Source organism: Leclercia sp. W17, assembly GCF_003336325.1.
In the GTDB taxonomy this organism is placed as follows: Bacteria; Pseudomonadota; Gammaproteobacteria; order Enterobacterales; family Enterobacteriaceae; genus Enterobacter.
In genome coordinates this window covers 988388-1010059 of sequence record NZ_CP031101.1, presented here as the reverse complement: position 1 = coordinate 1010059, position 21672 = coordinate 988388, and the positions used below count along the sequence as shown (strand labels likewise).

Below are 21672 nucleotides of genomic sequence, written 5' to 3'. Positions count from 1 at the left end.
GGGCCGCAATCGCAGCCCTTTTATTACATCAAGTGATTAGAAATCTTCGTTGGTTTCTTCTACGTCTGCGTCATCCGCAGTGAAGTCAGGCTTAGCATCCTGATTATTGAGAAGCAGATCGCGTACCTTCTTCTCAATCTCTTTCGCTGCCGCCGGGTTCTCTTTCAGCCAGGAGATAGCATTCGCTTTACCTTGACCGATCTTGTCGCCGTTGTAGCTGTACCAGGCGCCCGCTTTCTCAATCAGCTTCTCTTTCACGCCCAGGTCAACCAGTTCGCCGTAGAAGTTGATGCCTTCGCCGTAGAGGATCTGGAATTCAGCCTGTTTGAACGGTGCAGCAATCTTGTTCTTCACAACCTTCACGCGGGTTTCGCTACCCACCACGTTTTCACCGTCTTTAACGGCACCGATACGGCGGATATCCAGACGCACGGAAGCGTAGAATTTCAGCGCGTTACCACCGGTGGTGGTTTCCGGGTTACCGAACATCACACCAATCTTCATACGGATCTGGTTGATGAAGATCAGCAGCGTGTTGGACTGCTTCAGGTTACCGGCCAGCTTACGCATCGCCTGGCTCATCATACGTGCCGCGAGGCCCATGTGAGAGTCACCGATTTCGCCTTCGATTTCTGCTTTTGGCGTCAGCGCTGCTACGGAGTCAACGATGATTACGTCAACTGCGCCAGAGCGCGCCAGTGCGTCACAGATTTCCAGCGCCTGCTCACCGGTATCCGGCTGGGAGCAGAGCAGGTTGTCGATATCAACACCCAGTTTACGTGCGTAAACCGGATCCAGCGCGTGCTCAGCATCGATAAAGGCACAGGTTTTGCCCTCGCGCTGTGCAGCAGCCACAACCTGTAAGGTCAGGGTGGTTTTACCGGAGGATTCTGGCCCGTAGATCTCTACGATACGACCCATAGGCAGGCCGCCAGCACCCAGTGCAATATCCAGAGAAAGCGAACCGGTGGAGATAGTTTCTACATCCATGGAACGATCTTCACCCAGGCGCATGATGGAACCTTTACCGAATTGCTTTTCGATCTGGCCCAGTGCTGCCGCCAACGCTTTCTGTTTGTTTTCGTCGATAGCCATTTTTTCCTCTCATGCCGGGTGAAACAACTGCGCTTCACCTTGGATTTCTGTTCTGTTGCAGCAATTATACTGTATGCTCATACAGTATCAAGTGTTTTGTAGAAATTGTTGCCAGAGCGTTTTTAACGCATAAACGGTGGCCTGACGACGCACGCTTTCACGGTCGCCGCTGAAGCATTCCCGGCGAGTAATCCCCTCGCCTTGCGCCGTCGCAAAGCCAAACCATACTGTTCCAACAGGCTTTTCTTCGCTGCCACCATCCGGCCCGGCGATACCGCTAATAGAGATAGCATAGTCCGCCCGGGCGGCACGCAGGGCGCCAATCGCCATCTCAATGACCACCGATTCACTGACCGCGCCATGCTCAATAAGCGTGGGTTCACGTACGCCGATCATCTGCGCTTTCGCTTCATTACTGTAGGTGACAAAACCGCGTTCAAACCAGGCGGAACTGCCCGCGATATCGGTGATAGCTTTCGCCACCCAGCCACCGGTACAGGACTCAGCCGTGGTGACCGTGGCACCGCGCTGTTTTAGCGCCTGCCCTACCCTCTCACTGAGCTGCATTAATTCATGGTCAGTCATCTCGTTTTGTCTCCATAAAAACGTGCAGCACAAGATAGCACTTTAGCCGATAGATATGAGGATGAGGGGGAGGTTTTACGAGGGGGATTCAGAAAAAATAAACGTAGCCGTCCGGCCAGGAGTAAAACGTGAGTGGCATAAGCCACCCACGTTTTCAGACGTTAACTGAACGGCGAGGCCGCCCGTGCCTGGGCCACCGCCAGCCCCAGCTGCCAGACCGCCATCGCATAGTGCGTGCTGTGGTTGTAGCGGGTGATGGTGTAGAAGTTCGGCAGGCCGTACCAGTACTGATAACCGGTGCCAATATCCAGACGCAGCAGGCTCACCTGCTGATTGCCGTGCAGCGGCTGCTGCGGCGTGAGTCCGGCAGAGGTCAGCTGTGCCGCGCTATAGCGGGTTTTAAAGCCGTTCTCCAGCCCCGGTGCCTGGCCGTTAGCCATAACCGCGACCGGCTGGCCTGGCGTCCAGCCATGCTCTTTAAAGTAGTTGGCGACGCTGCCAATGGCATCCTCAGGATCCCACAGGTTGATGTGCCCGTCCCCGTTGAAATCGACCGCATACTGCTTATAGGAGGAGGGCATAAACTGGCCGTAGCCCATCGCCCCGGCAAAGGAACCTTTCAGATCCAGCGGGTCGTCCTGCTCGTCGCGGGCCATCAGCAAGAAGGTTTCCAGCTCGGAGGAGAAGTACTCCGCCCGGCGCGGGTAGTTAAAGGAGAGGGTCGCCAGCGCATCGAGAATGCGGGTCTTGCCCATCACCCGGCCCCAGCGGGTCTCCACGCCGATAATCCCGACGATGATCTCCGGCGGCACGCCGTAAACCTGCTGGGCACGGGTCAGCGCATCCTGATACTGATTCCAGAACGCCACGCCATTCTGCACGTTGTCCGGGGTAATAAACTGTTTGCGATAGCGCAGCCATGCACCGTTCGGCCCGGCTGGCGGCTGGGTGGTCGGCGCCTGACGATCCATCAGTCGCAATACATAATCCAGACGTTTCGCCTGGGAGAGGATCTCCTGCAACTGGGCTTTGTTAAAGCCGTGCTTGCTCACCATTTTGTCGATGAACTGTTCCGCCGCAGGGTTATTGGCAAAGTCGCCCCCCATCTGCATCACATTATGCTGAGGCTCCAGCAGGAAGCCGCCGGAAGGGGCACCTGCCGTTTGCTGGACCTCTTCGGTCTTCGGTTTACTACTGCAGGCGGAGAGCAGAATAAGCGCAGGGAGTAGCGCTGCGTAACGACGCTTGAACATGACACATCCATTCAACGAATTCGATAAGTGGCAAGTATGGTAAAGCATCCGGGACACCTCAAGGAAGGGGCGCACACGCACCCGGCAAAATCTTTACGCTGCCTAAAGGTAAATTCGGTCTCTTCTCCACCACGCCGCCGTCACCCTTCTCATCACCTTTCAAAATAATCATTTTTTCTTTCATTGTGAGATCTATTTAACACTTTAAAACCTTTCAAAGTGATTATTATTACTCCGCCAGAGCGAACTTACCCTACAGGAGAAAATAATGATAGAAACCATCACCCACGGCGCCGAGTGGTTTATCGGGCTGTTTCAGAAAGGTGGCGAGGTCTTCACCAGCATGGTCACCGGCATTCTGCCGCTGCTGATCAGCCTGCTGGTGATCATGAATGCGCTGATCAACTTTATTGGCCAGCAGCGGATTGAAAAGCTGGCCCAGCGCTGCGCGGGTAATCCCATCTCCCGCTATCTGCTGCTGCCCTGCATCGGCACTTTTGTGTTTTGTAACCCCATGACCCTGAGCCTCGGGCGCTTTATGCCCGAGCGCTACAAGCCGAGCTACTACGCGGCGGCGTCCTACAGCTGCCACTCCATGAACGGTCTGTTTCCGCACATCAATCCCGGCGAGCTGTTTGTCTATCTGGGGATCGCCAGCGGCCTGACCACGCTCGGCCTGCCGCTCGGCCCGCTGGCGGTGAGCTACCTGCTGGTCGGCCTGGTGACTAACTTCTTCCGCGGCTGGGTGACCGATCTCACTACCGCCATTTTCGAAAAGAAAATGGGCATTCAGCTTGAACAGAACGTCCAGCTTAAGGGAGCTACAGCATGAGCCGGATCCGCATTGAAAAAGGCACGGGTGGCTGGGGCGGCCCGCTGGAGTTCGACGCCACCGAAGGCAAAAAAATCGTCTACATCACCGCGGGCACCCGGCCGGCTATCGTCGACAAGCTGCGCGAACTCACCGGCTGGGAAGCGGTGGACGGCTTTAAAGAGGGCGAGCCGCCGGAAGCGGAGATCGGCGTGGCGGTGATCGACTGCGGCGGCACCCTGCGCTGCGGCATTTACCCAAAACGGCGCATTCCCACCGTCAATATTCATTCGACGGGGAAATCCGGCCCGCTAGCGCAGCATATCGTGGAAGACATTTACGTCTCAGGCGTAAAAGAAGAGAACATCACGCTGGTTGACGGGGCTGCGCCGGTGAAAAAGCACGCGCCGCGCGAATATGACACCAGCAAGAAGATCACCGAGCAGAGCGACGGTCTGCTGGCAAAAGTCGGTATGGGAATGGGCTCTGCGGTTGCCGTCCTGTTCCAGTCCGGGCGCGACACCATCGATACGGTGCTGAAAACCATCCTGCCGTTCATGGCCTTCGTCTCGGCGCTGATCGGCATCATCATGGCCTCCGGTCTGGGGGACTGGATCGCCCACGGCCTGGCTCCGCTGGCCAGCCATCCGCTCGGACTGGTGACCCTGGCGCTGATCTGCTCCTTCCCGCTGCTGTCGCCGTTTCTCGGCCCTGGCGCGGTCATCGCTCAGGTCATTGGCGTGTTGATTGGCGTGCAGATTGGGCTGGGCAATATTCCCCCGCACCTCGCCCTGCCCGCGCTGTTCGCCATTAATGCCCAGGCCGCCTGTGACTTTATTCCGGTGGGGCTGTCGCTGGCTGAAGCGCGCCAGGAGACCGTGCGCGTCGGCGTCCCTTCGGTGCTGGTAAGCCGCTTCCTGACCGGTGCGCCAACGGTGCTGATCGCCTGGTTCGTCTCCGGCTTTATTTATCAATAAGAGGAATTCCTGATGACCGTGATTTACCAGACCACCATTACCCGCATCGGCCAGAGCGCCCCGGATGCGCTGAGCGACCAGATGCTGATCACCTTTCGTGAAGGGGCCCCGGCGGATATCGAAGAGTTCTGTTTTATCCACTGCCACGGCGAGCTCAATGGCGAGCTGAAGGTCGGAAACCAGCTGGAGCTGGGCGAAACGCGCTATGCCGTCACCGCTGTGGGCGACGTGGCCGAACAAAACCTGCGCGAGCTGGGCCACATCACCCTGCGTTTCGACGGTCAGCCCCAGGCGGAGTACCCCGGCACGGTTCACGTGGCGGGCCCGGTTCCACAGGCTGTTACCCCAGGCTGCACATTAAAATTTGTTGCGTAATTAAGGAGAGAAATATGAGTCAGGTTGCCGTTGTCATTGGTGGAGGACAAACCTTAGGGGAGTTCCTCTGCCGTGGGCTTGCCGCAGAGGGTTACCGCGTGGCGGTAGTCGATATCCAGAGTGAAAAGGCCGCCCGCGTGGCGGATGCCATCAACACCGAATTCGGTAACGGGATGGCCTGGGGATTTGGCGCCGACGCCACCAGCGAGCAGAGCGTGCTGGCTCTCGCCCGCGGCGTGGACGAGATTTTTGGCCGCACCGATCTGCTGGTTTATAGCGCCGGGATCGCCAAAGCGGCGTTTATCAGCGACGTGGAGCTGGGGGATTTCGACCGTTCATTGCAGGTGAACCTGGTGGGCTATTTCCTCTGCGCCCGGGAGTTCTCGCGCCTGATGATCCGCGACGGCATTGCCGGGCGCATCATTCAGATCAACTCCAAATCCGGCAAGGTGGGCAGCAAGCACAACTCCGGCTACAGCGCGGCCAAGTTTGGCGGCGTGGGGCTGACGCAGTCCCTGGCGCTGGATCTGGCGGAATACGGCATTACCGTGCATTCCCTGATGCTCGGCAATCTGCTGAAATCGCCGATGTTCCAGTCCCTGCTGCCGCAGTACGCCACCAAACTTGGCATTAACGAGGATCAGGTGGAGCAATACTACATCGATAAAGTGCCGCTGAAGCGCGGCTGCGACTATCAGGACGTACTGAATATGCTGCTGTTTTATGCCAGCCCGAAAGCCTCTTACTGCACCGGGCAGTCGATTAATGTCACCGGTGGACAGGTGATGTTCTGATCGAGCCTAAACGCCCGGTGGCGCTGCGCTTACCGGGCCTACAAACCTCGAACCCCAGGCCGGGCAAGCGTAGCGCTGCCCGGCAATAGCACAGGAGTTAAACATGGTCACCACCCTGATTACCGTCGCCGTTATCGCCTGGCTGTGCCAGCTGGCACTCGGTGGCTGGCAAATCCATCGTTTTAACCGCGCCTTTGACGCCCTTTGCCAGAAAGGTCGCGTGGGCGTGGGCCGCTCCGGCGGTCGCTTTAAGCCGCGGGTGATTGTCGCCATTGCGCTGGATGATAACCACCGGGTCTGTGACTCCTTGATGATGCGTGGGCTGACGGTCTTTGCCCGGCCGGTGAAAATTGCAGCGATTAACGGCACCGCGTTGCAGGAATTAGAGCCCGATGTGATCTTTCCCAATGATTCGCTCTGTCAGGATGCACTATCATTAGCGCTTAAATTGAAACATGGATAATTTCGTTGTGAACGTTATAAGCTTGCGAAATTATCATTTCGCAACCTAAGGAACTCAACGCCTATGAAACCCCGCCAGCGGCAGGCGGCCATACTCGACCATTTGCAAAAACAGGGAAAATGTTCGGTTGAAGATCTGGCCCACTACTTTGATACCACCGGCACCACAATCCGCAAGGATCTGGTGATCCTGGAAAACGCCGGGGCGGTGATCCGCACCTATGGCGGCGTGGTGCTGAATAAAGACGAGGCCGACCCGCCTATCGATCACAAGACGCTCATCAACACCCATCAGAAGGCGTTAATCGCTGACGCCGCGGTAAAATTTATCCATGACGGCGACTCCATTATCCTCGATGCGGGCAGCACGGTTCTGCAGATGGTGCCGATGCTGAGCCGCTTTAATAACATCACGGTGATGACCAACAGCCTGCATATCGTCAACGCCCTGTCCGAATTCGACAACGAACAAACCATCCTGATGCCCGGCGGCACCTTCCGCAAAAAATCGGCCTCGTTTCACGGCCAACTGGCGGAGAACGCCTTCGACCATTTCAGCTTCGACCGCCTGTTTATGGGCACCGACGGCATCGACCTCAACGCGGGCGTCACCACCTTCAACGAAGTGTTCAGCGTCAGTAAAGCGATGTGCAACGCCGCCCGGGAGGTGATCCTGATGGCGGACTCGTCAAAGTTTGGCCGTAAAAGCCCGAATATTGTCTGTAGCCTGGAGAGCGTCGATAAGCTGATTACCGACGCAGGCATCGATCCGGCGTTTAAGAAAGCGCTGGAAGAGAAAGGAATCGACGTGATTGTAACCGGAGAGCGTGATGAGTGATTTTCTGTTAAACGCGGGTCGCCAGACCCTGATGCTGGAACTGCAGGAGGCCAGCCGCCTGCCGGACCGTCTGGGGGAGGATTTTGTTCGCGCAGCCAATACCATTATTCACTGCGACGGGAAGGTGATCGTCTCGGGCATCGGTAAATCCGGGCACATTGGCAAGAAGATTGCCGCGACCCTTGCCAGCACCGGCACCCCGGCCTTTTTTGTCCATCCTGCTGAGGCGCTGCACGGCGATCTGGGGATGATTGAGAGCCGCGATGTGCTGCTCTTTATCTCCTACTCCGGCTCGGCAAAAGAGCTGGATTTGATCCTCCCGCGTTTGCAGGAAAAATCGGTCGCGCTGCTGGCGATGACCGGCAAGTCCCGCTCGCCGCTGGCGCTGGCGGCCAACGCCACGCTGGATATTTCAGTGGAGCGCGAAGCCTGCCCGATGCACCTTGCACCGACCTCCAGCACCGTCAACACCCTGATGATGGGCGATGCGCTGGCGATGGCGGTGATGCAGGCCCGCGGCTTTAATGAAGAAGATTTTGCCCGCTCTCACCCGGCAGGCGCCCTGGGCGCGCGCCTGCTGAATAAGGTGCACCACCTGATGCGCACCGACGAGGCCATCCCGCAGGTGAAACTGAATACCAGCGTGATGGACGCGATGCTGGAGCTGAGCCGTACCGGGCTGGGGCTGGTGGCGGTCTGCGATGATGACCAGCAGGTCAAAGGGGTCTTCACCGACGGCGACCTGCGCCGTTGGCTGGTGAGCGGCGGCAAACTGGAGATTGCCGTCAGCAACGCCATGACCGCCGGTGGCCTGACGCTGAATGCCGACAGCCGCGCCATTGAAGCCAAAGAGCTCTTGATGAAGCGCAAAATCACCGCCGCGCCGGTGGTGGATAGCCATGGCCGCCTCTGCGGCGCCATCAACCTCCAGGATTTCTACCAGGCAGGCATTCTCTAACCCTTAAGACCCAGACGTTTCGCCAGCCGGTGCAGGTTGGCGACGTCGGTCTCCAGCGCCCTCGCGCTCGCCGCCCAGTTGCGGCTGTTCTGCTCCAGCGCCCGGACAATCATCTGGCGCTGAAACGCCTCCGTCGCCTCACGCAAGTTCTGATTCTCAACGCGCGGCGTCTCCGGCGTCACCACCGGTGTGCTCTCATCATGCAGGGCAAAGTGCTGCGCGTGGATCACCACTTCATCCCCTGCCCGCGCCGCCCGGGCCAGTACTACCGCCCGGTGAATGGCATGTTCCAGCTCGCGCACGTTGCCCGGCCAGGCGTAGCTCAGCAGATGCGCCCGGGCGCCGGGGCTTAGCACCACCCGGGATAACCCCATCCGCAACCGGCACTGTTCACAGAAATAGCCTGCCAGCAGCACCACATCTTCGCCACGCTCGCGCAGCGGCGGCACCGAAAGCGGAAACACACTCAGGCGATGATACAGATCGGCGCGGAAATTCCCGGCTAACACCTCTTCGCGCAGATCGCGGTTAGTGGCGGCCAGCACCCGCACGTCGACACGCAGGCTGCGGTCGTCACCCACCCGCTGGATATCGCCATACTGCAACACGCGCAGCAGCTTGGCCTGCAATGCCAGCGACAGTTCCCCAATCTCATCCAGGAACAGCGTGCCGTTATCGGCCATCTCAAACTTGCCGCTGCGGTTGCTGATGGCCCCGGTAAACGCCCCTTTGACGTGACCAAAGAGCTCGCTCTCCGCCACGCTTTCCGGCAGCGCGGCACAGTTGAGATAGACCAGCGGATTCACCGCCCGGGGAGAGGCCTGATGAATGGCTTTTGCCACCAGCTCTTTACCGGTGCCGGTCTCCCCTTCGATCAGTACATTCAGGTCGGAGGCGGCAACAATCTCAATCTCTTTTTTCAGACTCACCATGCCCGGCGAGAGGCCAATCATCTCGGTGCTTTGTACCTGCTCAAATCCCGTCGGGCGGGTGGAGAGGGTGTTCTGGCTCTCGAGCTGCTCAATCAGCAGGGCATTATTCAGCGCCCCGGCGGCCAGGGCGGCAATCAGCCTCAGCTCTTCGTCGCTGAAGGTGTCGAACTGGTCCGGCGACATGCCGTCGAGGGTCAACGCGCCAATCAGGTTCTGCCCGGCAAACAGCGGCAGGCCGATACAGGCGTGTACCTTCAGGCTCTCCTGGCCGGGGATCAACCCGTCGTAGGGATCGGGCAGGTCGCTGTCGGCCGGGAAGCGCACCACATCCCCGGCGCGGGCGATGGTCTCCAGCCGCGGATGGCCCTCCAGGGTAAAGCGCCGCCCCAGCACATCCTGCGCCAGTCCGTCGATAGCCAGCGGGATAAACTGCCGCCCTTCGTAGCGCAGCAGCGCCGACGCATCGCACTCCAGCACGTGACGCAGGGTGGAGATCAGCCGCTGAAAACGATCCTGATGGCCGATGCCGCTCTGCAATTCAATGGCGATTTTCGCCAGCACCTCTACAGAAAAACTCATTCTCGCCTCGTTGTCATTTTGACAATATGCAGTGTCACATTGACTATACCAGACACAGTCAAATTGACTACCATGAAAGTGCCGTTATTTTTAAAACCGTTATGAATTAATAACTTAAAAAGTTGGCACGCACCCTGCAATAGACATGACATCTTTCATTTAATTGCGCTGTATTAAGTTGAGGTTGCTATGTCTATTCTGGTTAAAAACAATATTCATTGGGTTGGTCAACGTGACTGGGAAGTACGTGATTTTCACGGAACGGAGTACAAAACGCTGCGCGGTAGCAGCTATAACAGCTATCTCATCCGGGAAGAGAAAAACGTCCTGATCGATACCGTCGATCATAAGTTCAGCCGCGAGTTCGTGCAGAACCTGCGCAGTGAAATCGACCTGGCCGATATCGACTACATCATCATCAACCATGCGGAAGAGGACCACGCCGGGGCGCTGACCGAGCTGATGTCCTGCATCCCGGACACCCCGATCTACTGCACCGCCAACGCCATCGACTCCATCACCGGCCATCACCACCATCCGGAGTGGAACTTCAACGTGGTGAAAACCGGTGACTCACTGGATATCGGCAACGGTAAACAGCTGATCTTCGTGGAAACCCCGATGCTGCACTGGCCGGACAGCATGATGACCTACATGACCGGCGACGCCGTGCTGTTCAGTAATGACGCCTTCGGCCAGCACTACTGCGACGAACGTCTGTTCAATGACGAAGTGGATCAGGCCGAACTGTTTGAGCAGTGCCAGCGCTACTACGCCAATATCCTCACTCCGTTCAGCCGTCTGGTGACGCCAAAAATTACCGAGATCCTCGGCTTTAACCTGCCGGTGGATATGATTGCCACCTCCCACGGGGTGGTATGGCGTGATAACCCCACCCAGATCGTCGAGCTGTACCTGAAATGGGCGGCGGACTATCAGGAAGACCGCATCACCATTTTCTACGACACCATGTCCAACAACACCCGCATGATGGCCGACGCCATCGCCCAGGGCATCAATGAAGTTGACCCGAACGTGGCGGTGAAGATCTTTAACGTCGCCCGCAGCGATAAAAATGAAATTCTCACGAACGTCTTCCGCTCAAAAGGCGTGCTGGTGGGCACCTCCACCATGAACAACGTGATGATGCCGAAAATTGCCGGCCTGGTGGAAGAGATGACCGGCCTGCGCTTCCGTAACAAACGAGCCAGCGCCTTCGGCTCTCACGGCTGGAGCGGCGGCGCGGTAGACCGTCTCTCCACCCGTTTGCAGGATGCGGGCTTTGAAATGTCGATGAGCCTGAAGGCGAAATGGCGCCCGGATCTCGATGCGCTGGAAGTATGCCGTCAGCATGGCCGCGATATTGCCCGTCAGTGGGCGCTCGCTCCGCTGCCTGAAGCCAGCGTGAAAGCCCCTGAAGAAGCGTCGGAGAGCGCCAACAGCGCAGAGTCCACCGCCGACCTCGGCCCCTGCATGCAGTGCAGCGTCTGCCAGTGGATCTACGATCCGACCCTTGGCGAGCCGCTGCAGGACGTCGCACCAGGTACCCCGTGGAGCGACGTGCCGGACAACTTCCTCTGCCCGGAATGTTCCCTTGGTAAAGATGTATTTGAAGAACTGGCATCGGAGGCAAAATGAGCCACGGTATCGTCATCATCGGCTCGGGCTTCGCCGCCCGCCAGCTGGTGAAAAACATCCGTAAACAGGATGCGAACGTCCCGCTGACGCTTATTGCAGCGGACAGTATGGATGAGTACAACAAGCCAGACCTGAGCCACGTTATCAGCCAGAGTCAGCAGGCCGACGACCTCACCCGCCAGACGGCGGGAGAGTTTGCCGAACAGTTTAACCTGCGCCTGTTTCCTTACACCTGGGTCACCGACATCGACGCCGCCGCCCACGTGGTCAAAGGGAAAGACAAGCAGTGGTCCTATGACAAACTGGTGCTGGCAACCGGAGCCTCAGCCTTTGTGCCGCCGGTTGCAGGCCGCGAGCTGATGCTGACCCTCAACAGCCAGACGGAGTACCGCGCCTGCGAAAGCACGTTGCGTGACGCCCGACGGGTGATGATTGTTGGCGCGGGACTTATCGGCAGCGAACTGGCGATGGATTTTTGCCGGGCCGGGAAAGAGGTGACTCTGGTTGACCATTCCGCCAGCATTCTCTCAGCGCTGATGCCCGCCGAAGTGAGCAGTCGCTTACAACACCGGCTGACCGATATGGGCGTGCATTTGCTGCTGAAATCCCAGCTGCAAAGCCTGACGCAAACCGATACCGGGATCTGCGCCCTGCTGGACCGGGATCGCTGCATTGAAGTCGATGTGGTGATTGCCGCCACCGGCCTGCGCCCGGAGATCGGGCTGGCACAGCGGGCCGGTGCAGAAACAGCTCGCGGCGTGAAGGTCGACAGCTATCTGCAAACCACCCGGCCCGATATTTATGCTCTGGGTGACTGCGCCGAAATTAATGGTCAGGTACTGCCGTTCCTGCAGCCGATCCAGTTAAGCGCCATGTATCTGGCGAAGAATCTGCTCGGGGCCAGTACGCCACTGAAACTGCCTGCGATGCTGGTGAAGGTCAAAACGCCGGAACTGCCGTTGCACCTGGCAGGCGAAACCCAGCGCCAGGATTTGAACTGGCAGATCGCCATCGAAGCCCAGGGGATGGTGGCGAAAGGGGCCGACAACGAGGGCAATCTGCGCGCCTTTGTGGTCAGCGAAGATCGGATGAAGGAGGCCTTCGCCCTGCTGAAAGCATTACCTGTTTAACCCTCAAACTCTTGCTCTACTCGTTATATGCTTGTCAGATTTTGCCTTTCGCAGCCCCGGTGCCCGGGGCTTTTTTAATGCGGAACAGCTGTAAAACCGCGTCCTGTTTTAATCCTGTTTTCCGGCCTACTCTGTTGCGGTGTTCCTTCACCGGAGACGACAAATGGCAAACTTCACCCAAGAAATAAACTGGCTTGCCGCCTGGTTCAGACAGGTCAGGAAGCATGAACGTATTTTATTTCGCTGGCTCTATCTCAGCCCGGAAGCGCGTATTGAGCGGCTACGCGAACTGATGATGCCGGTCAGTAAACGCTGATTGCCCGGCAAATCAAACCGCACCCGATACGTAAGCCGGGTAAGCGAAGCGCCACCCGGCAAAACAGTTATAATCGCGCAAAAAGCCCTACACTCTTCGCAATGCCTTCGTCAGGGATGTCGCCATGCGCCAGCTTCAGAAAATCCGCCAGTATCAACGCCTCTCAGCCCATTACGGCTCAACGCCGCAGCTCACCACCATCACCGAAGTCGCCGAGGTGGCGCTCTGCAGCGAACGCCACGCGCGCACGCTGCTCCGCCAGCTTGCTGAAAGCGGCTGGTTAAGCTGGCGCGCTCAGCCTGGGCGCGGGCATCGCGCTACGCTGCACTGCCTGGTGACCACCAGCGAACTCAGCGCCCCATTGATGCATGCCTGTCTGGAGAAAGGCGATTATCAGAGCGCGCTACAGCTGGCAGACGGCGATCCGGCCAGCCTGCACCACATTATCACCCCCTTTCTCGGCGGTAAATGGCTCAAGCACCAGCCGACGCTGCGCATTCCCTGGTATCGTCCGCTCACGTCCCTGGATCCGGCGCTGCATCGACGGCGCGCCGAACAACATATTATCTGCGCGGTACACGCCGGTTTAACCCGTTATGAACCGGGCAAGGCGCAGCCGGTGGCCGATCTGGCGCACCACTGGGCCTGTTCTGACGACGGCCTGCGCTGGCATTTTTACCTGCGCAGCGGCGCGCACTGGCACAACGGCCAGCCGGTAAGCGATGACGATATTTTGAGCGCGGTGCAGCAGCTACTAAGCGATCCGGCCCGCAACAGCGGGTTACTGCATATCGACGCGGTGACCCTTGCCGCCCCGTGGTGTCTGGCGGTTTATCTGCATGCGCCGGACGCTCTGCTGGCGCATCGTCTCGCCCATCCGGTCTGTCGGCTGCCGCATCCCCGTCAGCCAGACGTGGGCGCCGGGCCTTTCACTATTGCCCGCCACCACTCCCATTTTCTGCGCCTTGAACGCCAGCCGTGGTACTTTGGTGCTCATCCGTTGCTGCATGCTATTGAGTTCTGGCGGACCGGCATGGCGACCGATAAAGCGGCATGGATAACGGTGGGAAAAGGTAACGCCCGGCAGGAAGCGGTCACCTCCACCAGCGGCGGTTTCGCCTGGCTGATGGTGAATGCGACGCTGCCCGCCGCGCTTGCTGCGTATCTGCGCCAGAGCTTGCGCATTCTGAATGAAGAGTGCTTTGCCCGGCGTGAAGATCTGCAGACGCACACCGAAATTCTTTCCGGATTACAGGTTCCCGACCTGCCCGCCCGGCCCGACATCACGCTGCCAACGCGCCTGACGCTGGTGTGCTACAACACGCCGGAACTGCGTGAACTGGCCGGGATGTGGCGGATTCAGCTGCAACAGCGCGGCTGCGAGCTACACACCGACTGGAAAGATCGCGATGGCTGGTATGCCCCCGATACGCTGGCGGGTGCCGATCTGCTGCTGGGGGATCATCTGGCAACCGGGATGACCGGGTTTACGCTGGCGGAGTGGTTTATCTATGAACCGGCCTGGGCTACGGCGCTGGGGGAGGAGCGCTGGCAGCAAGAGAAACGGCAGCTGATGCAGTACAGCGACAGCGAAGCGCGTTTTAACGCGCACCTGACGCCCTTTTTCCAGCGCCTGCTGGCGGAGGGCCGCTGCACGCCGCTGTTCCACTACCGCTACCGGATCAACGCCCTGGAAAACGTGCAGGATATGGTGCTGACCGCGGGCGGCTGGCTCGATTTTACCCGCGCCTGGCTGCCCCCGGCGGCCATATTGTGATCAGCGGTGCGGGCCGGGGATGACGGAATCACGCAGCATCAACTCTCCGGCGAAAGTCTGCCGGAAGGTGAAGTCCCCACCATCGAGCATAAAGATCAGGCGGCTGATGGTCTCTTTTACCATCTCTGTCACCGGGACGCGCACACTGGAGAGGGCCGGCACCACGTAGGGCGCCATCGCAATGTCATCAAAACCCACCACCGACACCGCCTCCGGCACGGCGACCCCGCTATCGTGAAGCTGCTTAATGGCGCCGATCGCCATATCGTCGTTACTGGCCACCAGCGCGGTAAAATGCTCGCCGCGCGCCAGCAGCGTCGCCACCCCTGCAGCCCCGCTGGCCGGATGCCATTTACCCTCGACAATCAGCGACTCGCGCAGCGGAATGCGGTGCGCTGCAAGGGCCTCTTTGTAGCCTGAAAGGCGTTCGATCCCGGTGGGGGAATCGAGCGATCCGGTGATAAATGCGATATCGCGGTGGCCCTGCTCGATAAGGGTCGATACCGCCGCCTGGCTGGAGGCTTTATGATCTGACCAGACGCAGTGGCTGCTGTTTTTACGCAGGCGTCGGTTGAGCACTATCACCGGCTGGGCGTGTTTCTGGATGATCTCGTCCATCTCATCAACGCTGAGAAAACGCGGGTAGATGATGATCGCATCGCAGCGCATATCCAGCAGGTACTGAATCGCCTCGCGCTCCTCATCGGCGCTGTGCTTACCGTCGGCGAGGATCAGCTGACGTCCCTTCTCTTCGGTCATTCTGGCGGCATGGAACAGCAGCTCGCTGAAATAGACCCCGTGGTAGAGGGTGTTGGTCACCACCAGCCCAAGGGTTTGCGTGCTTTTGGTCGCCAGGTTACGCGCCAGTAAATTTGGCCGATACCCGCTCTCTTCAATCGCCTGAAAAACCTTGTCTTTTGTCTCCTGGCTCACGTAGCCATTGCCCGAAAGCACCCGGGAAACCGTCGCCTTCGAGACCCCTGCCCGCTTCGCCACTTCCAGCATCGTGGTCATGCATCTGTTCCGTCTTAATCCCGTGAGCGGCAGTGTACTGCACCGCGTGAAAATTGTCGCAGCGTCTGTCACACGCTTTTTAACACGCCAGGTGATCGCCATCACGAATTTAAAAAATGGCTAAAACGTGATCTTGTTAGATTCCAGGAAACTCTTCATGATTTTGTGGAACCGGTTTCCTATATAAGTTTCATCGCTCACCCCGATGAAGACGTACCTTACTGATAAAACAGGATACAACCCGATGGCCAAAAATTATGCTGCGCTGGCGAATGCCGTTGTCAGCGCGCTCGGCGGCAAAGAGAATATCGTCGCGGTCACCCACTGCATGACCCGCCTGCGCTTCGTGGCAAAAGACGAGAGCCTGATCGACAGCGCGACGCTGAAAAGCATCAGCGGCGTGCTGGGCGTCGTGCGCAACGACAACCAGTGCCAGGTGATCATCGGCAATACCGTTTCCCAGGCGTACCGCGAGGTGGTCAACCTGCTGCCCGCCGACATGCAGCCTGCCGCGCCCCAGGGGCCGCAAAAGCTGACCCTGAAACGCATTGGCGCGGGCATCCTTGATGCCCTGATCGGCACCATGTCACCGCTGATCCCGGCGATCATCGGCGGTTCAATGGTCAAGCTGCTGGCGATGATCCTCGAGATGACCGGCGTGCTGACCAAAGGCGATCCGACGCTGACGATCCTGACCGTAATCGGCGACGGCGCGTTCTTCTTCCTGCCGCTGATGGTGGCTGCCTCTGCGGCCGTGAAATTCAAGACCAACATGTCGCTGGCGATCGCCATTGCGGGCGTGCTGGTCCACCCGAGCTTTATTGAGCTGATGGCGAAAGCGGCGCAGGGCGAGCACGTTGAGTTCGCGTTTGTGCCGGTGACGGCGGTGAAATATACCTATACGGTGATCCCGGCCCTGGTGATGACCTGGTGCCTGTCCTATATCGAACGCTGGGTAGACAAAATCACCCCGGCGGTGACGAAAAACTTCCTCAAGCCAATGCTGATCGTGCTGATTGCCGCCCCGCTCGCCATCGTCCTGATTGGGCCGCTGGGGATCTGGATCGGTAGCGGCATCTCCGCGCTGGTTTACACCATTCACGGCTATCTGGGCTGGCTCTCCGTCGCCATCATGGGCGCGCTGTGGCCGCTGCTGGTGATGACCGGGATGCACCGCGTCTTTACGCCTACCATCATTCAGACCATTGCCGAAACGGGCAAAGAGGGGATGGTGATGCCGTCAGAAATCGGCGCCAACCTCTCCCTCGGCGGTTCGTCGCTGGCGGTCGCCTGGAAAACCAAAAACCCGGAACTGCGCCAGACGGCGCTGGCCGCCGCAGCTTCTGCCATCATGGCTGGCATCTCTGAACCGGCGCTTTACGGCGTGGCGGTGCGCCTGAAACGACCGCTCATTGCCAGCCTGATCAGCGGCTTTATCTGCGGCGCCGTGGCCGGAATTGCAGGGCTTGCCAGCCACTCGATGGCGGCGCCGGGCCTGTTTACCAGCGTCCAGTTCTTCGACCCTGCTAACCCGATGTCCATCGTCTGGGTATTTGGGGTAATGGCCCTGGCCGTGGTGCTCTCTTTCGTGCTGACCCTGATTCTGGGCTTTGAAGATATCCCGGTAGAAGACGAAGCAGAAAAAGCGCGCGCGCTGCAATCCGCACCGGTTCAGGCCAAAGAAGCACAAGCATAAATTTATAGCGAGGTAAGAATGTCAGTTTTTCCACAAGGATTTTTATGGGGCGGCGCACTGGCCGCTAACCAGAGCGAAGGCGCATACCGCGAGGGCGGCAAGGGCCTGACCACCGTCGATATGATCCCCCACGGCGCAAATCGCCTGGCGGTGAAAGTCGGCAAGGAAAAACGCTTTTCGCTGCGTGACGACGAGTTCTATCCCAGCCACGACGCGATCGATTTTTACCATCGCTATAAAGAAGATATCGCCTTAATGGCCGAGATGGGCTTCACGGTATTCCGGACCTCCATTGCCTGGAGCCGTCTCTACCCGAACGGCGACGAACCACTGCCTAATAAAGAAGGGATTGCCTTTTACCGGGCGGTGTTCGAGGAGTGCAAAAAGTACAATATCGAACCACTGGTGACCCTCTGCCACTTTGACGTGCCGATGCATCTGGTGACCGAGTACGGCTCCTGGCGCAACCGCAAGATGGTCGATTTCTTTGCCCGCTACGCCCGCACCTGCTTCGAAGAATTTAACGGGCTGGTGAAATACTGGCTCACCTTCAACGAGATCAACATCATGCTGCACAGCCCCTTCTCCGGTGCCGGGCTGGTGTTTGAGGAAGGTGAAAATGAGGATCAGGTGAAGTATCAGGCCGCCCACCATGAGTTGGTTGCCAGCGCGCTGGCAACCAAAATTGCCCACGAGGTGAACCCGCAAAACCAGGTGGGCTGCATGCTGGCGGGCGGTAACTTCTACCCCTACTCCTGCAAGCCAGAAGATGTGTGGACGGCATTAGAAAAAGATCGTGAGAACCTGTTCTTTATAGACGTGCAGGCCCGCGGACGCTACCCGGCCTACTCTGCTCGCGTGTTCCGCGAAAAGGGGGTGGTGATTGTCAAAGATCCGGGCGATGACGCGCTGCTGAAGAACACCGTCGATTTTGTGTCGTTCAGCTATTACGCCTCGCGCTGCGCCTCGGCGGATATGAATGCCAACAACACCAGCGCGGCCAATATCGTGAAATCCCTGCGTAACCCACATATTGAAGTCAGCGAGTGGGGCTGGGGCATTGACCCGCTGGGCCTGCGCATCACCATGAACATGATGTACGACCGCTACCAGAAGCCGCTCTTCCTGGTAGAGAACGGCTTAGGCGCGAAGGATGAGATTGATGCCAACGGTGAGATTAACGACGACTACCGCATCAGCTACCTGCGGGAGCATATCCGCGCGATGGGCGATGCCATAGAAGATGGCATTCCGCTGATCGGCTACACCAGCTGGGGCTGTATCGATCTGGTGGCCGCCTCCACCGGCGAGATGAGCAAGCGCTACGGCTTTATCTATGTCGATCGTGATGATGCGGGCAACGGCACCCTTGAACGCAAACGCAAAAAATCGTTCTGGTGGTACAAGAAAGTGATTGCCAGCAACGGTGCAGATTTAGATTAACCTGCCTTTCTGCCGGGCGGCGCGCTGCTTGCCCGGCCTACTCTCCCGATCAAAATCAATAGTTTCATGGCGTTACTATAGTTCATTGACACCATGAATATATCATTGTATAAAACCCCGCCACAATAAATGATATTCATTCTCAGCCATGCTCCCGGGCTGTCATCAATAAATTAATGAAGGATAGCGTTTCATGAAAAAGATCATCAGTGCATTAGGCTTGCTGATCGCGACAGCCGGTTCTGCTTTTGCAACCACCTACCCTCTGACGATCGAGAACTGCGGCTATAAAGAGACCTTCACCAAAGCGCCGGAGCGCGTGGTCGCACTGGGCCAGAACACCGTAGAAATTCTCCTACTGCTGGGCCTGCAGGATAAGGTCGCCGCCAGCGCCTTCTGGCCGACCAAAGTGTTGCCTGAACTCGCTGAAAAGAATGAAAAAGTGAAATTGCTGACCGTCGAGATCCCGACGCTGGAGTCTATCCTTGCGCAAAATCCGGACTTCGTTCCGGCCCAGCTGCCGCTGCTGCTGGGGCCAGAGAGTAAAGTCGCCAAACGCGAAGATCTGGCTACCGTCGGCGTGAACAGCTACATGTCGCCGGGCATGTGCGCCACCAAAAAAGATATCGGCGATATGTACGGCAGCCGCCAGAAGCTGTGGGATATGACCTTCCTGTATAAAGAGATCGAAGATTTCGCCAAAATCTTTAACGTCGAAGATCGCGGCCAGGCGTTGATTGCCGATTTCAAAAAGCGTGAGGCTGACCTGCGGGCTGAGTTCAGCAAAAACAAAAAAGACCTCTCATTTGTCTTCTGGTTCTCCAGCTCCTCCCCCTCTTCTGATGCCTACGTCGGCGGTAAAAACAGCGCCTCCGGCTTTATCGCTAACGTGCTGGGCGGCCACAACGCCATCACCTCTGAAACGGAATGGCCGACCGTCGGCTGGGAGAGCATTATCGCTGCCAACCCGGACGTGATCGTGGTCTCCAGCCTCGACCGTAACCGCTGGGCGCTGGATAACGCCGAGGAAAAAATCAAATTCCTGAAAAGCGATCCCGCCGTCAGCCAGCTCGACGCGGTGAAAAAAGGCCACATCGTGGTGATGGACGGCCAGGCGATGAACCCGACCATCCGCACCCTCTACGGCGCGGAGCAGATTGGTGAACAGCTCAGAAAAATGGAACTGAATTAATGACCGCAGTGGTACAACAGACCCGCCTGAACTGGCTGTTGCCAGCTTCGGGTTTCCTGGCGGTGGTCGCGCTGCTGCTGGTTATCGCTTTTGGCGTCAGCGTGGGGGAGTTGTCGATCCCCCTGCAGAGCGTGTTCTACGCCATTACCAATAAAATGGGCTTAACCGAGGTGCCGCTCAATCGCATCTATGAGAGCGTGATCTGGGACTTTCGTCTGAGCCGGGCGCTGGTGGCGGCCTGCTGCGGTACGGGTCTGGCTATCTGCGGCGCGGTGCTGCAAAGCCTGCTGAAAAACGCCCTCGCCGAACCTTACGTGCTGGGGGTGTCCGCCGGGGCGTCAACCGGTGCGGTCTCCGTGGTCGTGCTGGGCATTGGCAGCGGTACCGTGACACTTTCCGCCGGGGCCTTCGCTGGCGCGTTTACCGCCTTCGCGTTTGTGGCCCTGCTGACGAACGGTGCCCGCGGCGGCAGCGAACGCACCATCCTTGCCGGGGTGGCCGCCTCGCAGCTGTTTAACGCCATCACCGCCTGGACCGTCAGCACCTCGGCGAGCGCCCAGCAGGCACGCGACGTGATGTTCTGGCTGCTGGGCAGCTTTAGCGGCGTGAGATGGCCCGAGTTCCAGATGGTGCTGGTCGCGGTGCTGGTCGGTCTGGCTGTCTGTCTCTGGTACGCCCGGGCGCTCGACGCCTTCACCTTTGGCGACGATGCCGCCGCATCGCTGGGGATCGCTGTCCCTTGGGTGCGCCTGATCCTGTTTATCGTTACCGCACTGATGACCGCCACCATCGTCAGTATGGCGGGCTCCATCGGCTTTGTCGGCCTGGTGGTACCACACATGATGCGCTTCTTCTTTGGTCCGCTGCACCGCACGCTGCTTATCGCCAGCGCGCTGGCGGGTGCCATCCTGATGGTGCTGGCGGATATCGCCTCGCGCCTGCTGATCGCCCCGCAAAGCCTGCCGGTCGGCGTGGTGACTGCGCTGGTGGGCGTCCCGTTCTTTGCTGTGATTATCTACCGTTCAAGGAATAAGTGATGAGCATCACTGCTGAAAATATCACTTGGAAGGTGGGTAAAAAGGTCATCGTCGACAATGTCTCGCTGGCAGTATCTCAGGGGCAGACCGTCGGCCTGCTGGGGCCAAACGGCTCCGGCAAATCCTCGCTGCTGCGGATCCTGGCCGGTTTACGTCGCCCCCATAGCGGCACCGTCGCGCTGGATGGCAAAAGCATCAGTGGTATCCCGAAAAAGCAGCTCGCCCGGCGGGTAGCCTTTGTGGAACAGCACGGCATGACCGATGCCAACATGCGCGTGCGGGACGTGGTAAAGCTGGGGCGTATTCCGCACCACTCCCCTTTCTCCGGCTGGACGGCGCAGGATGACGAAACGGTAAACCAGGCGCTGAAGACGGTGGATATGCTACATCACAGCGAGCAGGGCTGGCTGAGTCTCTCCGGCGGCGAGCGCCAGCGGGTGCACATCGCCCGGGCGCTGGCGCAAATGCCAACCGAGATCCTGCTGGATGAACCCACTAACCATCTGGATATTCACCATCAGATGCAATTGATGCAGTTGATCAGCCAGCTGCCGGTCACCAGCATTGTCGCCATTCACGATCTTAACCACGCCTCCATGTTCTGTGATGCGTTGATCGTGATGCAGAAAGGGCGCGTTGTCGCCAGCGGTACGCCGCAGGCGATCCTGACCGAAGAGCTACTGTGGGAGATATTCCGGGTGAAAACCCGCATTGAGCTCTCCCCCGATCATGGCAAAAAACATATTCACTTCCTCGTCTGAGGCGAGGTA

22 protein-coding genes are annotated in these 21672 nt (G+C 58.4%); 16 read left to right on the top strand and 6 right to left on the bottom strand.

Annotated features, from left to right (window positions below):
- Positions 1 to 36: 36 nt before the first annotated feature.
- The 4 genes from recA to DVA44_RS26145 all read right to left on the bottom strand — a co-directional run bounded on the left by recA (position 37) and on the right by DVA44_RS26145 (position 3117).
- Complete coding sequence (recA, locus tag DVA44_RS05035; RefSeq protein WP_103180881.1) at positions 37 to 1095, bottom strand: recombinase RecA; 1059 nt, start codon at positions 1093 to 1095, stop codon at positions 37 to 39.
- A gap of 87 nt (positions 1096 to 1182) precedes the next feature.
- A complete protein-coding gene (gene pncC / locus DVA44_RS05030) occupies positions 1183 to 1680 on the bottom strand; it encodes a nicotinamide-nucleotide amidase (protein ID WP_114385877.1) in 498 nt (165 codons plus the stop codon).
- Between the two features lie 161 nt (positions 1681 to 1841).
- Positions 1842 to 2933 carry a lytic murein transglycosylase B gene (gene mltB / locus DVA44_RS05025; RefSeq protein WP_168194453.1) on the bottom strand — a complete coding sequence of 364 codons (1092 nt, stop codon included), beginning with the start codon at positions 2931 to 2933 and terminating at the stop codon, positions 1842 to 1844.
- A gap of 58 nt (positions 2934 to 2991) precedes the next feature.
- Positions 2992 to 3117, bottom strand: coding sequence for a hypothetical protein (locus DVA44_RS26145; RefSeq protein ID WP_256369319.1), 126 nt, complete (start codon positions 3115 to 3117; stop codon positions 2992 to 2994).
- 84 nt (positions 3118 to 3201) lie between these two features.
- On the opposite strand from DVA44_RS26145, the gene srlA reads away from it, so the two are divergent.
- The 7 genes from srlA to gutQ all read left to right on the top strand — a co-directional run bounded on the left by srlA (position 3202) and on the right by gutQ (position 8148).
- Entirely contained in the window at positions 3202 to 3765 is a 564-nt protein-coding gene (srlA, locus tag DVA44_RS05020) for a PTS glucitol/sorbitol transporter subunit IIC (RefSeq protein ID WP_103822669.1), read from the top strand.
- Complete coding sequence (locus DVA44_RS05015) at positions 3762 to 4721, top strand: PTS glucitol/sorbitol transporter subunit IIB (RefSeq protein ID WP_103822670.1); 960 nt, start codon at positions 3762 to 3764, stop codon at positions 4719 to 4721. Before srlA ends, DVA44_RS05015 begins: the two co-directional genes overlap by 4 nt.
- A gap of 12 nt (positions 4722 to 4733) precedes the next feature.
- Entirely contained in the window at positions 4734 to 5096 is a 363-nt protein-coding gene (srlB, locus tag DVA44_RS05010; RefSeq protein ID WP_114385875.1) for a PTS glucitol/sorbitol transporter subunit IIA, read from the top strand.
- 14 nt (positions 5097 to 5110) lie between these two features.
- Positions 5111 to 5890 carry a sorbitol-6-phosphate dehydrogenase gene (gene srlD / locus DVA44_RS05005; RefSeq protein ID WP_103180887.1) on the top strand — a complete coding sequence of 260 codons (780 nt, stop codon included), beginning with the start codon at positions 5111 to 5113 and terminating at the stop codon, positions 5888 to 5890.
- Positions 5891 to 5993: 103 nt separating this feature from the next.
- Positions 5994 to 6353, top strand: a complete 360-nt coding sequence (gene gutM, locus DVA44_RS05000; protein WP_103180888.1) for a transcriptional regulator GutM — start codon at positions 5994 to 5996, stop codon at positions 6351 to 6353.
- Between the two features lie 63 nt (positions 6354 to 6416).
- Positions 6417 to 7190: a DNA-binding transcriptional repressor gene (locus tag DVA44_RS04995; RefSeq protein ID WP_103180889.1), complete on the top strand. Its 774-nt coding sequence runs from the start codon at positions 6417 to 6419 to the stop codon at positions 7188 to 7190.
- Positions 7183 to 8148, top strand: coding sequence for an arabinose-5-phosphate isomerase GutQ (gene gutQ, locus DVA44_RS04990; protein WP_114385874.1), 966 nt, complete (start codon positions 7183 to 7185; stop codon positions 8146 to 8148). Before DVA44_RS04995 ends, gutQ begins: the two co-directional genes overlap by 8 nt.
- Here gutQ and norR read toward each other — a convergent pair.
- Entirely contained in the window at positions 8145 to 9659 is a 1515-nt protein-coding gene (gene norR / locus DVA44_RS04985) for a nitric oxide reductase transcriptional regulator NorR (protein WP_103822673.1), read from the bottom strand. The genes gutQ and norR overlap by 4 nt on opposite strands.
- Positions 9660 to 9848: 189 nt before the next feature.
- Here norR and norV point away from each other — a divergent pair, with 189 nt between their 5' ends.
- The 4 genes from norV to DVA44_RS04970 all read left to right on the top strand — a co-directional run bounded on the left by norV (position 9849) and on the right by DVA44_RS04970 (position 14520).
- Entirely contained in the window at positions 9849 to 11297 is a 1449-nt protein-coding gene (gene norV / locus DVA44_RS04980) for an anaerobic nitric oxide reductase flavorubredoxin (RefSeq protein ID WP_114385873.1), read from the top strand.
- A complete protein-coding gene (norW, locus tag DVA44_RS04975) occupies positions 11294 to 12427 on the top strand; it encodes an NADH:flavorubredoxin reductase NorW (RefSeq protein WP_114385872.1) in 1134 nt (377 codons plus the stop codon). The genes norV and norW overlap by 4 nt, the downstream gene beginning before the upstream one ends.
- A gap of 163 nt (positions 12428 to 12590) precedes the next feature.
- Positions 12591 to 12743, top strand: a complete 153-nt coding sequence (locus DVA44_RS25640; protein ID WP_168194452.1) for a hypothetical protein — start codon at positions 12591 to 12593, stop codon at positions 12741 to 12743.
- Positions 12744 to 12867: 124 nt separating this feature from the next.
- Entirely contained in the window at positions 12868 to 14520 is a 1653-nt protein-coding gene (locus tag DVA44_RS04970) for an SgrR family transcriptional regulator (protein ID WP_114385871.1), read from the top strand.
- On the opposite strand, the gene DVA44_RS04965 is transcribed toward DVA44_RS04970, so the two are convergent.
- Positions 14521 to 15534 carry a LacI family DNA-binding transcriptional regulator gene (locus DVA44_RS04965; RefSeq protein ID WP_114385870.1) on the bottom strand — a complete coding sequence of 338 codons (1014 nt, stop codon included), beginning with the start codon at positions 15532 to 15534 and terminating at the stop codon, positions 14521 to 14523.
- 244 nt (positions 15535 to 15778) lie between these two features.
- Between DVA44_RS04965 and ascF the strand changes: the two genes are divergently transcribed.
- From ascF to DVA44_RS04940, 5 genes are all read left to right on the top strand, one after another.
- Positions 15779 to 17230, top strand: coding sequence for a PTS cellobiose/arbutin/salicin transporter subunit IIBC (gene ascF / locus DVA44_RS04960; RefSeq protein WP_114316924.1), 1452 nt, complete (start codon positions 15779 to 15781; stop codon positions 17228 to 17230).
- Between the two features lie 18 nt (positions 17231 to 17248).
- Positions 17249 to 18673 carry a 6-phospho-beta-glucosidase gene (locus DVA44_RS04955; RefSeq protein WP_114385869.1) on the top strand — a complete coding sequence of 475 codons (1425 nt, stop codon included), beginning with the start codon at positions 17249 to 17251 and terminating at the stop codon, positions 18671 to 18673.
- A 193-nt stretch (positions 18674 to 18866) separates the two neighbouring features.
- The gene (locus tag DVA44_RS04950; RefSeq protein WP_103180898.1) at positions 18867 to 19865 is read left to right on the top strand and encodes an ABC transporter substrate-binding protein; all 999 of its coding nucleotides are present in this window, start codon (positions 18867 to 18869) and stop codon (positions 19863 to 19865) included.
- Positions 19865 to 20902, top strand: coding sequence for an iron ABC transporter permease (locus tag DVA44_RS04945; RefSeq protein ID WP_114385868.1), 1038 nt, complete (start codon positions 19865 to 19867; stop codon positions 20900 to 20902). The genes DVA44_RS04950 and DVA44_RS04945 overlap by 1 nt, the downstream gene beginning before the upstream one ends.
- Positions 20902 to 21663 (top strand): ABC transporter ATP-binding protein, encoded by a 762-nt coding sequence (locus DVA44_RS04940; protein WP_103180900.1) that lies wholly within the window; start codon positions 20902 to 20904, stop codon positions 21661 to 21663. Before DVA44_RS04945 ends, DVA44_RS04940 begins: the two co-directional genes overlap by 1 nt.
- The last annotated feature ends 9 nt before the right edge of the window (positions 21664 to 21672 follow it).